Here is a 15,555-nt window from a genome sequence, read left to right on the forward strand (position 1 = left end):
CGCCCACACACTGATGGGCCGGGGAAGCTCCCGGCCCATCAGCAATTATCCCCGGTCTAGGGGTGCAGTTAGTTGCAGCCGTCCGGACCGCAGGTGGCGCCGTCGTCGTTGTTTCCGGAAAGCATAGTCAGCGGATTGCGTTCCGCCCAGGCCTGCGCCAGCGCCTGGCTGAAGCTTTCGGTGGGCTGGGCGCCCGAGATGCCGTACTTGCGGTCCAGCACGAAGAACGGCACGCCGGTCACGCCGAGCGCACGGGCCTCGGCGATGTCCGCCTGCACGTCCTCGGTGTAGCGGTCGCCCTCAAGCGCCTCGCGGATTTCCGCCTCGTCCAGACCAAGTACGACGCCGGTGCGCACCAGATACTCCACGTCGCCGATGTCTTCGCCGTGTTCGAAGTGGCCGGACAGCAGCGCTTCCTTGGCCTGCGCGTCCAGGTCGTGGGCCTTGGCCAGGTGCAGGAAACGGTGCGCGGTGAAGCTGTTGGCCACCACGATCTTGTCGAAATCGTAGGCCAGGCCTTCACCCTCGGCCTGCTCCGTGACATGCGCGAACATCTGGCGGACCTGGTCCTGCGGCATGCCCTTCATCTGGCTCAGGTACTCGGTCTCCGTGCCGTCGTAGTGCGCCGGCAGGCTGGGATCCAGCTGGTAGCTGCGCCACTGGACGTCAATCTGGTCCTTGTGCTCGAACTTCTCGAGGGCTTTCTCGAAACGGCGCTTTCCGATGAAGCACCAGGGGCAGGCAATGTCGGACCAGATTTCAATCTTCATGGACACGTCAACATTCCTAGCCGTCGATGTATTCCGGCCGGACGGCGCCGGTGCCGGTATCCCGGTCCGTCCGGCCGCGCTGCGCGGTTTCGCCATCCCGTCCGGTCTCGTCCACCAGCTCGGCCCGCACATGGCCCTTGCCCTTGATCCCGAAGTGGTACGCGACGAACAGCACCGCGATCCACGCCACCCCGACAATCAGCGCCACGCGCGTGTCCGGCATGATGCCCAGCAGCACCACCACGAACACCATGAACGCCAGCGCGGCGTAGGAGGCCACCGGCCAGAACGGCACGCCGAACTCGGAGGCAGGCAGCTTCTTCCGCGCAATCTCGCGCTTCATCGCGATGTGCGAGAGCAGGATCATCAGCCACACCCACACGGTGGCGAACGTAGCGATCGAGGCGATGATCAGGAACAGGGATTCGGGCAGCAGCACATTGAGGACGACGCCGACCAGCAACACCGCTGTCATCGTCGCCACCGTCATCCACGGGACGCCGTGACGGGAGATCCGCGCGAAGGACGCCGGCGCGTGGCCCTGCTGTGCCAATCCATACATCATCCGGCCAGCCCCAAAGGTATCCGAGTTAATGGCCGAAATCGCGGCCGTGATCACTACGGCATTGAGGATGTGCGCCGCGGCCGGAATGCCCAGCGTGTCGAAGATCTGCACAAACGGGCTGGTCTCGCCGTCGATCTGGTTCCACGGGAAGATCATCATCAGCACTCCGAGCGTGCAGACGTAGAAGAGCAGGATTCGCACCGGCACGGTGTTGATCGCCGCCGGAATCGCCTTTTTCGGGTTTTCCGCCTCGCCCGCCGTGATGCCGATGGTTTCGATGCCGCCGAACGCAAACATCACAATCGAGAAGGAGGCCAGCAGGCCCCAGAACCCGTTGGCGAAGAAACCGCCCGAAGCGAGCATCGTTCCCAGTCCCGGGTTGGCCGCGTCCGGCAGACCGAAGCCGAACACCACAATCGCGGCCCCGCCGGCGATCATCGCAATAATGGCGGCCACCTTGATGATCGAGAGCCAGAACTCGGTCTCGCCGAACACCTTGACCCGCATCAGGTTCAGCGCCGCGATGAGACAGACCACGGCGAGGATCCAGATCCAGCGCGGCACGTCCGGGAACCAGAAGCCCATGTAGATGCCGAACGCCGTCACATCGGCAATGGCCACAATCGCCATCTCGAAGGCGAAGGTCCAGCCGGTGATGAATCCGGCGAACGGACCGAGGTAACGGCTCGCGTACTGCCCGAAGGAGCCGGACACCGGATGCCGCACGGCCATCTCGCCCAACGCCCGCATCACCAGGAAGACTGCGGCGCCGCCGATCGCGTAGGCCAGCAGGACGGCCGGACCGGCAGCCTGGATGGCGGCCGCCGAGCCGTAGAACAGCCCGGTGCCAATGGCCGAGCCGAGGGCCATGAACCGGATGTGGCGGACAGTCAGACCGCGCGCGAGTGCCTGGGCAAATTGTGCCATGGGAAACGTACCTAGTTTCACGAAGGGGGAGGGCCGGAAAGAAAAAGCGGCCGGTTAATCTTACGCCCGCGCCGATGGGCCAATCTCACACACGGCGGTTCCAGTGGCCAACCCCACAGCGCAAGCGAAGTCTCGTACGCTTCTGGAATGGCCATAATTTACGACGCAGTCCTGAATCCCTCCAAAATCGATCTCCTGGCATCGTGGCTGCCGGACCAGCCGTGGTTCCCGCAGATAGGGGAGCAGCGTTCGGAGCCAGGAGAGCAGCCAGCGCTGGAGCCCATCGGTGCATTCCGCTTCGACGACCCCACCGGCGACGTCGGCATGGAAGTCCACCTGTTGCGCCTTGAGGACGGCACTGTCCTGCAGGTTCCGCTGAGCTACCGCGGCGCGCCGCTGGACGGCGCCGAACCGTGGCTCGCCGGCACCATGGAGCACTCCGTGCTCGGCAAGCGCTGGGTCTACGACGCCTGCGGCGACCCGGTCTTCGCGGCAGCACTGGCCACGGCAATCCTGCAGGGCGGCACCGAGGCCGAGCAGTTCCTCGACAAAGACGGCACGCTCGAACCCCTAAAGCGTTCGGTCAGCGTCCGCGGCAGCGGCACCCCTGGCACCGAAGTCCCGCAAATTACGACGGCGGTGCCCGCCACCGTAGGTGCGGTCACCACCATCACCGCCGGGTTGCTGGCCCTTTCCCTGTACCGCATCCCGGTTGCGAATGAACCCGGTACGCATGGCAACACGCTCACCGGTACCTGGGGCGGTAATGCTCCGGTGGTTCTGGCCTCCATTCCGTAACTCCCGAATTTCACTCCCCAATTTTCGGCGGACACTACCTATTGACCCCGCCGTCATGGAGGACTAATCTACAACCAAATGGTTGTAGATCAAGTTTCCGATGCCGAGTTGGACCGCCTGTTCCAGGCGCTCGCCGACGCCACCCGCCGCGATATTGTCGCCCGGGTCCTCACCGGCGAGTATTCCGTCTCAGGTTTGGCTGCCGAATACGCCATGAGTTTTGCCGCCGTCCAGAAACATGTGGCGGTGCTGGAACGGGCTTCCCTTGTCACCAAGGAGAAGCGCGGAAGAGAGCAGATGGTGCGGATTCATCTCGAAGGGTTGAGAAGGGCGCGGCGGCTGCTCGATGACTATGAGGAGATCTGGCAACAGCGTGTTGCCCGGATCGACGACATTCTCGCTGAAGGATAGAAAGGGCATCATCATGCCGGTTATCAGTTCGGAAAAGGACGTCGAAGCGCTGCGCTTCACCATCGTCGCTGAATTCGACGCAAGTGTTGAGCGCGTCTGGCAGATCTGGGAGGATCCGCGCCAGCTCGAGCGCTGGTGGGGCCCGCCCACCTGGCCCGCCACTTTCGAAAAGCACGAGTTCGAGCCCGGCGGCAAGGCAAACTACTACATGACCGGACCGGAGGGAGAGAAGGCCCGCGGGTGGTGGAAATTCACCGCCATCGAAGCGCCGAACCGGCTGGAGTTCGACGACGGGTTCGCCGACGAGAACTGGGCCCCTGTCGAGGACATGGGCATTACCCACGCAGCCGTGACGCTGGAGAATATCGACGGCAAGACCCGAATGACCACGGTGTCTGGCTTCGAGTCTGCCGAGCAGCTGCAGAAGATGCTGGCCATGGGCATGGAAGAGGGAATGAAGGAGGCCATGGGCCAGATCGACGCCGTCATCGCCGCGCCCGCCCCTGCCTGACCTCAAGAGTGCAGAAAACGATGCCCCGGACCACATTGGCCCGGGGCATCGCTCCTATTCATTTAGTTGCTGCTTCCGCACAGCCATCCGGCCCGCCCGGCTTTCGGGCAAACTGTGGCGAATGAGGGGCCGGACGGCTCTGCGGAAAGTTCAGGCCGGCGGCGGGGAGGGCAGTTGCTGGCCGATGATCCTCCCCGGCCGCCGGACGGTTAGGCGGCGACGAGCTCTTCGCGCTTTTCGTGCAGGTAGCGCTCGTAGGCCGGGACGGTGAGGAAGGCCGGGAACTCTTCGCCCAGGGCCACTTCCTCGAAGATCTCACGTGCGTCGTCGAAGAGGTCGTCCTCGAAGCGCGGCAGCTTGGCGAACTCTTCGTCCAGCAGCCGCTGCACCCAGTCCAGGCTGACGATCTCGCCCTCGTCGGTGATCGCGGACTGGCGGATCCACTGCCAGATCTGCGAGCGGGAGATCTCCGCGGTAGCGGCGTCTTCCATCAGGTTATGGATGGCGACAGCGCCGTTGCCCCGCAGCCAGGACTCGATGTAGCGGATGCCTACCTCGATGTTGGTGCGGATGCCGCGCTCGGTGATCTTTCCCTCCGTACCGGCGATGTTCAGCAGGCCGCGGTCATCGGGCGTGACGTCCTCGCGCTGGCGCTCGATCTGGTTGGGCCGTCCGCCGAGCACGGAGTCGAACACGTCGCGGGCCACCGGCACCAGGTCCGGGTGCGCTACCCAGGAGCCGTCGAATCCGTCGTTGGCCTCGCGGGTCTTGTCCGCACGGACCTTCTCCATCGCGATGGAGTTGGCCTCCGGATCGCGGCGGTTCGGGATGAAGGCGGCCATGCCGCCGATGGCCATGGCCCCGCGGCGGTGGCAGGCGCGCACCAGCTGCTCGGTGTAGGAGCGCATGAACGGGGCGGTCATGGTCACCTGGGTGCGGTCCGGCATCACGTAGCGGGCGCCGCGGGTGCGGAAGTTCTTGATCACCGAGAAGATGTAGTCCCAGCGGCCGGCGTTCAGGCCCGACGCGTGCTCGCGCAGTTCGTAGAGGATCTCCTCCATCTCGAACGCGGCGGTGATGGTCTCGATCAGCACGGTGGCCCGGATGGTGCCCTGCGGGATGTTCAGCATGTCCTGGGCCAGGATGAAGATGTCGTTCCACAGCCGTGCCTCGAGGTGGTTCTCGATCTTCGGCAGGTAGAAGTAGGGTCCGCGGCCCTGGGCGATCAGCCGCTGGGCGTTGTGGAAGAAGTAGAGGCCGAAGTCCACGATCCCGCCGGCCACCGGCTCGCCGCCGACCAGCATGTGCTTCTCCGGCAGGTGCCAGCCGCGCGGCCGCACCACAATGGTGGGCAGGTCAGTCAGCTGCGTGCCATGGACCTTGTACTCCTTGCCCTCGGGCGAGGTGAAGTCGATCTTCTTATCCAGCACGTCGGTCAGGTTCAGCTGTCCGTTGATGACGTTGGACCAGGACGGGGTAGAGGAGTCTTCCATGTCCGCGAGCCAGACCTTCGCGCCGGAGTTGAGCGCGTTGATGGTCATCTTCTTCTCCACCGGCCCGGTGATTTCCACCCGGCGGTCCTCGAGCCCCGGTGCGGGCGGGGCAACCTGCCAGGTCTCGTCCTCGCGGATGCTGCGGGTTCCGGGCAGGAACTTCGGGTCGTGGCCCTTGGCGATGCAGCGGCGGCGGTCCTTGCGCAGCTGCAGCAGTTCCTCGCGGCGGCCGGCGGTGGCCTTGTGCAGGCGGGCGACGAAGTCCAGTGCCTGCGGGGTCAGGATTTCCTCCTGGCGCCGCACGGGCGTAGCGGTCAGCGTGATGCCGTTCAGGGTGATCGGATCGTTCATGGCACTTACTCCTAAGGAAAGGTCCATCGAGTGGGCAGCTGATGCCCCTATTCGTCCCTCGAAAGGGGCATCAGCTGCTTTGTCGATGGGAAAACTGTTTAGTGGAACTGGCCTTCTTCGGTGGAACCCACCAAAGCCAGGGTGCTGCCATTGGGGTTGAGGGCAGTTGCGATCTGGTCGAAGTAGCCGGTGCCTACTTCGCGCTGGTGCTTGGTTGCGGTGTAGCCGCGGTCTTCTGCGCCGAATTCCTTTTCCTGCAGCTCGACGTAGGCGCTCATGCCGTCACGGGCGTAACCGTGGGCCAGATCGAACATCGAGTAGTTCAGGGCGTGGAAGCCGGCAAGCGTGATGAACTGGAAGGTGAAGCCCATGGCGCCGAGTTCGCGCTGGAACTTCGCGATGGTGGCGTCGTCCAGGTGCTTCTTCCAGTTGAAGGACGGGGAGCAGTTGTAGGAAAGCATCTGGTCCGGGAACTCCGCCTTGACGGACTCGGCGAACTTGCGGGCCAGCTCCAGGTCCGGCGTTCCGGTCTCCATCCAGATGAGGTCGGAGTACGGGGCGTAGGCCTTGGCCCGGGCAATGCAGGGCTCAATGCCGTTGCGGACCTTGTAGAAGCCCTCCGGGGTGCGCTCGCCGGTGATGAACTCGCGGTCCCGCTCGTCCACGTCCGAGGTAATCAGCGTGGCGGCTTCGGCGTCGGTCCGGGCGATGATGACGCTCGGGGTGCCGGCGACGTCGGCGGCCAGGCGGGCCGCGTTCAGCGTGCGGATGTGCTGCGCGGTGGGGATGAGGACCTTGCCGCCCAGATGCCCGCACTTCTTCTCGGAGGCGAGCTGGTCTTCCCAGTGAACACCGGAGGCGCCGGAGGAAATCATGGACTTCATCAGCTCGTAGGCGTTCAGCGGGCCACCGAAACCGGCTTCCGCGTCGGCCACGATCGGGACCAGCCAGTCCTCAACACTCTGGATGCCCTCGGAGTACTCGATCTGGTCGGCACGCAGCAGCGCGTTGTTGATCCGGCGGACCACCTGCGGCACCGAGTTCGCCGGGTACAGCGACTGGTCCGGGTAGGTGTGGCCGGAAAGGTTGGCGTCGGCGGCGACCTGCCAGCCGGAAAGGTAGATGGCGCGCAGCCCGGCCTTGACCTGCTGCACAGCCTGATTGCCGGTCAGGGCGCCCAGAGCGTTCGTGTACTGGCCGGTCTTGGCTTCCTCGGTCAGCTGGTTCCACAGCTTCTCGGAACCGCGCTTGGCCAGCGTGTGCTCTTCCTGCACACGGCCACGGAGGCGGACGACATCCGCTGCGGAATAGTCACGAGTGATGCCCTCCCAGCGGGGATTGGCGGCCCACTCGAGCTCCAGTGCCTTGGCTGCTTCTTCAGCGGTCTGGGGTGCCGGCTCAAATGATGCTGTCATTGCGCTTCTCCTTGGTTTCCCCGACGTCCCTGCCGGGTGACTTCAGTTGCGGCTTGGATGCCGAACTTCTTCGTGAAAACGACTATTCCGTACCTTGCAAGGGGTTATCTAGACCAAAATGCTGGAAAGATTTGCGTTTCTTCGCGTATCCTCAAGAAATGACTTCTACCAGCTGGCACCGCCCCGCGAAGGCCTCTGTTGAGCCAACCAACGACGGCGACATCGACCTGATCAGCCTCGGTCGCCGCGTGCGCCACTTGCGTAAGTCGCAAGGCAAGACCCTCGACGACCTGGGCGCCGCCGTCGGCACCGCGCCGTCGCAGCTGTCGCTGATCGAGAACGGCAAGCGCGAGCCCAAACTCGGCATGCTGCAGTCGCTCGCCAAGGCCCTCGAAGTCAGCATGGACCAGCTGCTCGGCACCGAACCGCCCAGTCGCCGCGCTGCCCTGGAAATCGAACTGGAACGTGCCCAGCGCGGGCCGCTCTACCAGTCGCTCGGCCTGCCCAAAGTCCGCATCAGCTCGAGGCTGCCCATGGACGTGCTCGAGTCGCTCCTGGGCTTGCAGGGCGAGCTGGAGCGCAGGCTCAACGAACAGCTCGCCACGCCGGAGGAAGCCCGCCGCGCCAATGCGGAGCTGCGGAAGAAAATGCGCGAGCAGAACAACTACTTCCCGGAGATCGAGCAGGAAGCCGAGCGGGTGCTCAAGGCCGTCGGCCACACCACCGGCCCGCTGTCCCACCACCTCGTCGCGGACATCGCGGCCCACCTGGGCTTCAGCCTGCACGACGTGTCCGACCTACCGCATTCCACGCGGTCGGTGACGGATCTGAAGAACATGCGGATCTACCTCACGCAGTCGCAGCGCTCCGAGCACAGCACCCGTTCCATCCTTTTGCAGGCCCTGGGGCACTATGTGCTCGGCCACGATACGCCGGAAAGTTATGCGGAATTTCTCCGGCAGCGCGTGGCGACCAACTATTTTGCTGCGTCGCTGATGATGCCGGAGAAGGCCACGGTGGACTTTCTGCAGCAGGCCAAGAACGCCAAGGAACTGGCTGTGGAGGACATCCGCGACGCCTTCGCCGTTTCCTATGAAACCGCCGCCCACCGCTTCACCAACCTCGCCACCGAGCACCTGGGCATTTCGGTGCACTTCCAGAAGGTCCATGAAAGCGGGATTATCCACAAGGCTTATGAGAACGACGGCGTGAACTTCCCGTCGGATCACATCGGCGCGATCGAGGGGCAGAGCATCTGCCGCTACTGGACCTCGCGCGCGGTATTCGAGGTGCCGGACCAGTTCAGCGCTTACAACCAATACACAGACACGTCGGTGGGAACATTCTGGTGCACGGCCCGCACCGAGCGCTCCGCCGCCGGCAAGTTCTCGCTGAGCATCGGGGTGCCCTACGTCCACGTGAAGTGGTTCCGCGGGCGGGACACCACGGAGCGCTCCACCTCCACCTGCCCGGACGAGCAGTGCTGCCGCCGCCCACCGAAGTCGCTGCTGGACCAGTGGTCGGGCCACGCATGGCCCAGCGCCCGCGCCCAGACCCACCTGCTCGCCGCCATGCCCCAGGGCGCGTTCCCCGGCGTGGACGAGACGGAAGTGTATTCCTTCCTCGCCCAGCACTCGCCGGAGGACTGACTCCCGCCGTCGTCGTTCATGGCTTGACCGGCGGGGCGGTGACGTACGTCATAATGGGTGCTGGTGTTTCCAACCCGCACCCTCGGCTGGTAGTGATGGGCGGACACGAAGCAACGGTGCCGTCGCGCGCGGCCTGAGCCAATGGAGGCTGGATAGATGCGATACGTGGTCGGCTGCACCGAGGACGAACGCGGCCGCGAAGCCATTGCCTTGGCGCGCGCCCTGGCCCGGGCGCCTGGCGCGGAGCTCGATCTGGTGCATGTCCTCCCGGGACCGGGGGACCAGCTCCGGCTGGCGCAGGAGCGCGAATACCAGCAGTATCTCGCCGGACGGGCCGACGCTTGGCTGGATAAGGCGCTGGCGCTCGTGCCGGCGGACGTCACCGCGCGCAAGCACATCCGGACCGCGGATTCCTTCGCGGAGGGCCTGATCGAGGCGGCGGAGGAATTCGGGGCGAGGCTGATCGTGGTCGGCGCAGCCAGCAAAGGCTTGTTCAAGCGGTTCACGGTCGGCTCGGTGGCCAACGCGCTGCTGCATGCCTCCCACGTTCCGGTAGCGCTGGCCCCCTCCGGCTACCGGCCGCCCCGCGACATCACCAGGCTCACGTGCGCGCTCGGGACCCGGCCGGGCGCCGAGACCCTGCTCGATGTGGCGGTGGATGCGGCGGCGATGCGCCATGTCCCGCTGCGGGTGATTTCCCTGGTGACGCTCGACGCCGGACCTGGCAGTTCGGCAGCCGAGGTGGAAAGTTGGGCGAAGAGCCATGCGGAGATCGCGTTGGCCAAGGCCGTGGAGGGCGTGGCCAAGCGGACGCTGGTGACGGCGGCGGTGGCGAGCGGCGATTCCATCGAGGATGCCATCGAGCGGTTGGACTGGGACGAGAGCGAAGTGGTGGTGATCGGCTCCAGCCGGCTCGCGGCGCGCAGCAGGATCTTCCTGGGCACGACGGCGAACAAGATGCTGCGTGCTCTGCCGGTGCCGATGGTAGTGGTGCCCCGCGACCATGTCCGGCTGGATGAGCAGCCCGAGCTGCCGGCAGACAGTGATTAGCGCCGGGAGCAGGGAGCCGGACCGGCAGACGCAGGCGCAGGCGCAGGTTGCCGCCGTCGCGTCCGCCGTCGTACGGACGCCGATCTCCATCAACGAAGACAGCACCGCGCCGCTCTACCGGCAGCTGCGCGAGGCGCTGGAACACCAGATCGTCAGCGGCGGCCTGAACCCGGAGCTGCCGCTGCCTTCCTCGCGGGAGCTGGCGCGCGAACTGGGGCTTTCGCGCAATACCGTCAACGCGGCGTACCAGGAACTGCAGGCGCAGGGCATCATCGAGCCGCACGCCCGGCGCGGGTTTTTCGTCAACCTGCAGATGCTGCAGGGCACGGCTCCGGCCGATGGCAGCACGGCTGCCCGAGCCGAGAAGGTGGACTGGTCCCGGCACCTGGGCCGCCGGCTGGATGCCGGGATGCCCGAGATCACGAAGGTGCGCGACTGGGCCTCCTACCCGTATCCGTTTGTGGCCGGGCAGGTGGACGAGAAGGACTTTCCGCGGCTCGGCTGGGCCAAGGCGCTGCGCGACGCGCTGGACCCGCCGCACCTGCACTACAGCCTGCGCGACGGCGTCGACGAGGACGATCCGCTGCTGGTCCGGATGCTCTGCCAGCAGGTTCTGCCAGCGCGGGGCATCGAGGCAGCCCCGGAAAATGTGCTGATCACGTCGGGCTCACAGCAGGGGCTGGACCTGCTGGCGCACACCATCATGGAGCCCGGGTCCGTCGTCGGCGTTGAGGATCCGGGCTACACGGATGCGCGGCACACCTTTGTCCGCGCCGGCGCCGAGCTGCGGCCGCTGCCGGTGGACGACGCCGGCCTGGTACCGCCGGAGCGGCTGGACGGCATCGGGCTGTTGTACCTGACGCCCAGCCACCACAGCCCCACCAACGTGACGCTCTCCGGCGCGCGCCGGCACCAGATCCTCGCCGACGCCCGCGCGGCCGATGCCCTGATCATCGAGGACGACTACGACAGCGAGTTCCGTTACCGCGGAAAACCGACACCGGCACTGAAGGCGCTGCCGAACAGCGAACGCGTCATCTACCTTGGATCCTTCACGAAGTTCCTCGCCCCGGGACTGCGGCTGGGCTACCTGGTGGCCGACGCGGAGCTGGTGGCCGAACTGCGGAACCAGCGCCGCTACCGGCTGCGGCATATCTCCGGACACCTGCAGCGCGCGATGGCCCTGCTCATCGAATCCGGCCAGTACCGCCGAACCATTCGACGACGGCGAACGCAGCTGCAGCGCAAATGGGCCGTCCTCACCGAGGCACTCGACGAAGTGCTGCCGTGGAACGTGAATGCACCGCCGGGCGGCGTGAGCATTTGGCTCCGCGGACCGGAGGGGCTCGACTGCGTCCAGCTCGCCGAAAAGGCCCTCGAGGCCGGCGTGGTGATCGAGCGTGGCGACGTGTTCTTCGCCGATCCGCTGGCCAACCGCGAGTGCTTTCGGCTTGGCTTTGCCGCCATCGACATCGCCGACATCCGGCCGGGCGTCGAGCGGCTTGGCAAAGTGATCGCCGAACTGACGGAGTGAAGCCGGCGGGCTGAACCAGCGGACTGGGGACTCGTGGAGGGTTGCCCGACGGCGGCCTACTGAGGATCGGCGTCGACCGTCCGCTGGTACCTGAACAATGGGGCCGGACTGGCCCTGTCCGTGGCCGATCCCCGTGACCCACAGTGTTGATACCGGCTGTGCTCCCGCGCGCCCGGCCCACCTGAGCCAGACCCACCAAGGCACCCGTAATTCCATCCGCACCCCACCCAAAAGGAGCAGTCATGACGGAAACACTCGCCGGTCGGCCCGCTGCGCAAGCCTCTTCGCAGCCACACCCACACCCGCACCCGCACCCGCACCCGAAGCAGCACCCGCAGCGCGTCGCCATCATCGACCTGGACGCCATCAGCCAGAACGTCGCCACGCTGCGTTCGGTCGCCCGGTCCGGCGAGCTGATGACCGTGGTGAAGGCGGACGGGTATGCCCACGGCCTCGTGCCCGTGGCCCAGGCCGCGCTCGCCGGCGGCGCCACCCGTCTGGGAACGGCCGTGCTCGAAGAGGCCTTCGCCCTGCGCGACGCCGGCGTCACCGCGCCGATCTTTTCGTGGCTCGCCTCGCCGGGAACGGACTACGCCGCGGCCATCAAGCGGGACATCGAACTGGCGGCCTACGGCACGGACCAGCTGGCCGAAATCGTCCAGGCGGCCGAAGCGGCAGGCAGCCCCGCCGTCGTTCATTTGAAGGCGGATACCGGGATGTGGCGCGGCGGGGCAGCCCCGGCCGACTGGCCGGAACTGGTGGCGGCGGCCCGGAGAGCGGAGGCGGACGGACTGATCCGGGTGGTGGGGCTCTGGTCCCATCTGGCCTGCGCCGACGAGCCGGGGCATCCGTCCCTCGCGGCCCAGCTGCGCGTCTTCGAGGAGGCCAGCGACCTGGCCCGGGCCGCCGGCCTGCGCCCGACACTGCGGCATATCGCCAATTCCGCGGCGACACTGTCCCTGCCCGAGAGCCATTTCGACATGGTCCGCCCCGGCATCGCGACCTACGGCATCAATCCGATTCCCGTGGAACATCGCACGGGCATGCCGCGCCTGCGCCCGGCGATGACCCTGGCCGGAGCCATCGTCCAGACCAAACGCGCCCCGGCCGGCTCCGGCGTCTCCTACGGCCACACCGAGATCCTGCCGCAGGAAACTACCCTCGCCGTCGTGCCCCTGGGCTACGCCGACGGCGTTTTCCGCAGTGCCAGCGGGATCGGCCAGGTGCAGGTGGGCGGCGGGCGGTACCGCGTCACCGGACGCGTCTGCATGGACCAGTTCATCATCGACGTCGGTGATGACGCGGTGGCGGCGGGGGACCGGGTGGTCCTGTTTGGCCCGGGCGACGACGGCGAGCCGAGCGCGGATGACTGGGCTGACGCGGCCGGAACCATTCCGTACGAGGTGCTGACCCGCATCGCGGCGAGGGTGCCGCGGGTCTACCGGGGATCTGGTACCTAAAAAGTCATCCCATTCTGGGTCTTTGGTGGGTCCTGGCAATAGTCCAGAGTGATACACACCACACCATGATCCGGTCATGGTGGTCCGATCAGCCCAGTGCTGATGCATCGTAAAGAATTCGACTGGAGGGTCCCGTGACTAACTCAGAGAACCGCACGCTTGCCCAGCGGCACCTGTTTCCGCACTTCACCACCGGTAAGGCTTGGCGGGACCCTAACCTGCCCATCATCGTCAGCGGCGAGGGTTGCTACCTCATCGACGAGGACGGCAACCGCTTCCTGGACGGCCTGGCCGGGCTGTTCTGCGTGAACATGGGCCACGGCCGCACCGACATCCCCGCCGCCGCCACCAAGCAGATGTCCAAGCTGGCCTATTGGACCAACTGGGGCTCCGCCCACCCGGCCGCCGTCGAGGCCGCCACCACGATCGCCAGCCTGGCCCCGGGCGATCTGGACGTGACGTTCTTCGTCAACTCCGGCTCGGAGGCCGTGGAGTCCGCGATCAAGTTTGCCCGCCAGTACCACCGCAGCCAGGGCCAGCCCGAGCGGACCAAGATCATCGCCCGCAACATGGCCTATCACGGCACCACCCTGGGCGCGCTCGCCGTCACCGGCATCCCCGCCTACAAGGAAGCCTTCGGCGAACTGATGCCCGGCGTGCGGCACGTGCCCAACACGCTCGGCGAGACCATCCCCGAGGGCGGCACGGCGGCGGACCTGCCCAGCATCCAGGCCATCCTGCAGGTCATCGAGGAAGAGGGCGCGCACACCATCGCCGCCCTGTTCGCAGAGCCGGTGCAGAACTCGCGCGGCGCGCTGGTCCCGCCGCCGGGCTACTGGCAGGAACTGCGCGCCATCTGCGACCGCTTCGGCATCCTGCTGGTCGCGGACGAGGTCATCTGCGGCTTCGGCCGTCTGGGCGAGTGGTTCGGCAGCACAAAGTACGACGTCGTTCCGGACCTGCTGACCTTCGCCAAGGGTTCCACCTCCGGCTACGCGCCGCTGGGCGGAGTCCTCATCCGCACCCCGCTGGCCAACGCGCTGCTGGATTCCCCGGCCGCCGGCATCTTCACCCACGGCGCCACCTGGGGCGGACACCCGGTATCGACGGCGGTGGCGGTCGCCAACCTCGGCGCCCTGCAGGAAGAGAACATCCCGGGCAACGTGCGCAGCCTCGAACCGTACTTCCAGGCCGGACTCAACCAGATCCGCGACGCCCACCGCAGCGTGCTGGAGTGGCGCGGCACCGGCTTCTTCTACGCCATCGAGCTCACCGGCGACCGTGAGAGCGGACGTACCCTGACGCCCGAGCAGTCCAAGGAGCTCCTCGGCAGCGTGATGCCCAAGGCCATGCGCGAGGTCAACCTGATCACCCGCCCGGACAACCGCGGCGCCACCATGCTGGTGCTCTCGCCGCCACTGGTCGCCGACCAGGCCGTGCTGGATGACCTGTTGACCAAGGTGGACCACGTCATGTCCGCCACGGACAAGCATTTGGGGCTCTAGGCAATGAAGCAGCTCAACACGTCCGGACCGGAGAGTCGGTGTACAGCATGACCACGCAGATTGCCGGCCGTCGGCTGGCGGAGAAGCAACCGGCGGATAACCAGTTGCAGGCCGGCTGGTGCGCCCGCCTCGCCGGGGACCGGAACCGGGTGGTGCTGGCGGACGGGCGGGACGAACGGGTCCTCGCCGCGGCCGCCGAGCTGGCCGGCCTGGGCATCGTGCCCGTGCTGGTCGACGAGCCGGCCGAAATCCGCCGCTCGGCCGCAGCCGCCGGCGTGAAGCTGCCGTCCGACGTCGTTATCCTGGCCCCGGAGCAGGTGCGCCGCTCCGGGGCGGGGGAGCTACTCGCCGAGCGCGCGGCCGGGCGCAAACCCGGAACCGCCGAGGCTTGGCTGGCCGATCCGCTGTTCCTGGCCATGGCGGCGCTGGCCGCGGACGACGCCGATGCCTGCGTGGCCGGCGCGAACCGGCCCACTGCCGACGTACTGCGCGCGGCGTTGCGCGTGGTCGGCACGGCGGAGGGTTCCGACTGCGTGAGCAGCAGCTTCCTGATGCACCTGCAGGATGGCCGGACGTTCGGCTACGGCGACTGCGCCGTGCTGCCGGAGCCCGACGCCGGCCAGCTCGCCGAGGTGGCGGTGGCCACCAGCCGCACGTTCGCGGCCCTCACCGGCGAAGAGCCGCAGGTGGCCATGCTGTCCTTCAGCACCATGGGCAGCGCCGACCATGCCAGCGTGTCCCGGGTCCGCGAGGCCACCGCCATCGTGCGGGACCGCGAGCCGGGGCTGGCCGTCGACGGCGAACTGCAGTTCGACGCCGCCCTGCTCGAATCCGTGGCCCGCAGCAAGGCGCCGGATTCCGGCGTCGCCGGGCACGCCAACGTCTTCATCTTTCCCAATCTCGCCGCGGGCAACATCGGCTACAAGATCACCCAGCGGCTCGGCGGAGCGGCGGCCTACGGGCCGATCCTGCAGGGGCTCGCCCTGCCCGTCAACGACCTCTCCCGCGGCTGCACCGCGGCCGACGTCGTCAATGTAGCGATCATCAGCGTTTTGCAATCCCAAACCAGCGTCACCAGGCTCGGTCCCTCCGGACTGTAGCCCGCACGGGCAGAGA

At 66.8% G+C, this 15,555-nt stretch carries 13 protein-coding genes; 9 read left to right on the forward strand and 4 right to left on the reverse strand.

All coding sequences use genetic code 11. The features are described from left to right. Positions 1-68: 68 nt before the first annotated feature. Positions 69-770, reverse strand: coding sequence for a DsbA family oxidoreductase (locus AC20117_RS08615; RefSeq protein WP_074703117.1), 702 nt, complete (start codon positions 768-770; stop codon positions 69-71). A 16-nt stretch (positions 771-786) separates the two neighbouring features. Beyond that, positions 787-2,262, reverse strand: coding sequence for an amino acid permease (locus tag AC20117_RS08620; RefSeq protein ID WP_236777480.1), 1,476 nt, complete (start codon positions 2,260-2,262; stop codon positions 787-789). A gap of 147 nt (positions 2,263-2,409) precedes the next feature. On the opposite strand from AC20117_RS08620, the gene AC20117_RS08625 reads away from it, so the two are divergent. The 3 genes from AC20117_RS08625 (at position 2,410) to AC20117_RS08635 (ending at position 3,982) form a co-directional block, all read left to right on the forward strand. After that, positions 2,410-3,060 (forward strand): CG0192-related protein, encoded by a 651-nt coding sequence (locus AC20117_RS08625; RefSeq protein ID WP_074700081.1) that lies wholly within the window; start codon positions 2,410-2,412, stop codon positions 3,058-3,060. A gap of 78 nt (positions 3,061-3,138) precedes the next feature. Continuing rightward, positions 3,139-3,471, forward strand: a complete 333-nt coding sequence (locus AC20117_RS08630; protein ID WP_074700080.1) for an ArsR/SmtB family transcription factor — start codon at positions 3,139-3,141, stop codon at positions 3,469-3,471. A gap of 13 nt (positions 3,472-3,484) precedes the next feature. Beyond that, a complete protein-coding gene (locus tag AC20117_RS08635) occupies positions 3,485-3,982 on the forward strand; it encodes an SRPBCC family protein (RefSeq protein WP_074700079.1) in 498 nt (165 codons plus the stop codon). 209 nt (positions 3,983-4,191) lie between these two features. Here AC20117_RS08635 and aceB read toward each other — a convergent pair whose 3' ends face one another. Both aceB and aceA read right to left on the reverse strand, forming a co-directional pair. Continuing rightward, positions 4,192-5,826 (reverse strand): malate synthase A, encoded by a 1,635-nt coding sequence (gene aceB / locus AC20117_RS08640; protein WP_170837945.1) that lies wholly within the window; start codon positions 5,824-5,826, stop codon positions 4,192-4,194. Between the two features lie 98 nt (positions 5,827-5,924). Continuing rightward, positions 5,925-7,241, reverse strand: coding sequence for an isocitrate lyase (gene aceA / locus AC20117_RS08645; RefSeq protein WP_074700077.1), 1,317 nt, complete (start codon positions 7,239-7,241; stop codon positions 5,925-5,927). Positions 7,242-7,372: 131 nt separating this feature from the next. On the opposite strand from aceA, the gene AC20117_RS08650 reads away from it, so the two are divergent. The 6 genes from AC20117_RS08650 (at position 7,373) to pta (ending at position 15,539) form a co-directional block, all read left to right on the forward strand. Then, on the forward strand, positions 7,373-8,890 hold the full coding sequence (locus AC20117_RS08650) for a helix-turn-helix transcriptional regulator (protein WP_074700076.1): 1,518 nt from the start codon (positions 7,373-7,375) through the stop codon (positions 8,888-8,890). A gap of 156 nt (positions 8,891-9,046) precedes the next feature. Continuing rightward, on the forward strand, positions 9,047-9,940 hold the full coding sequence (locus AC20117_RS08655; RefSeq protein ID WP_074700075.1) for a universal stress protein: 894 nt from the start codon (positions 9,047-9,049) through the stop codon (positions 9,938-9,940). Continuing rightward, the gene (pdxR, locus tag AC20117_RS08660) at positions 9,906-11,474 is read left to right on the forward strand and encodes a MocR-like pyridoxine biosynthesis transcription factor PdxR (RefSeq protein ID WP_083339938.1); all 1,569 of its coding nucleotides are present in this window, start codon (positions 9,906-9,908) and stop codon (positions 11,472-11,474) included. Before AC20117_RS08655 ends, pdxR begins: the two co-directional genes overlap by 35 nt. A gap of 242 nt (positions 11,475-11,716) precedes the next feature. After that, the gene (alr, locus tag AC20117_RS08665; RefSeq protein ID WP_074700074.1) at positions 11,717-12,934 is read left to right on the forward strand and encodes an alanine racemase; all 1,218 of its coding nucleotides are present in this window, start codon (positions 11,717-11,719) and stop codon (positions 12,932-12,934) included. Between the two features lie 134 nt (positions 12,935-13,068). Then, entirely contained in the window at positions 13,069-14,439 is a 1,371-nt protein-coding gene (locus AC20117_RS08670; RefSeq protein WP_074700073.1) for an aspartate aminotransferase family protein, read from the forward strand. A gap of 47 nt (positions 14,440-14,486) precedes the next feature. Next, on the forward strand, positions 14,487-15,539 hold the full coding sequence (pta, locus tag AC20117_RS08675; protein WP_074703115.1) for a phosphate acetyltransferase: 1,053 nt from the start codon (positions 14,487-14,489) through the stop codon (positions 15,537-15,539). Positions 15,540-15,555 lie beyond the last annotated feature (16 nt).

This window comes from Arthrobacter crystallopoietes, from assembly GCF_002849715.1.
GTDB classification, from domain to species: Bacteria; Actinomycetota; Actinomycetes; order Actinomycetales; family Micrococcaceae; genus Crystallibacter; species Crystallibacter crystallopoietes.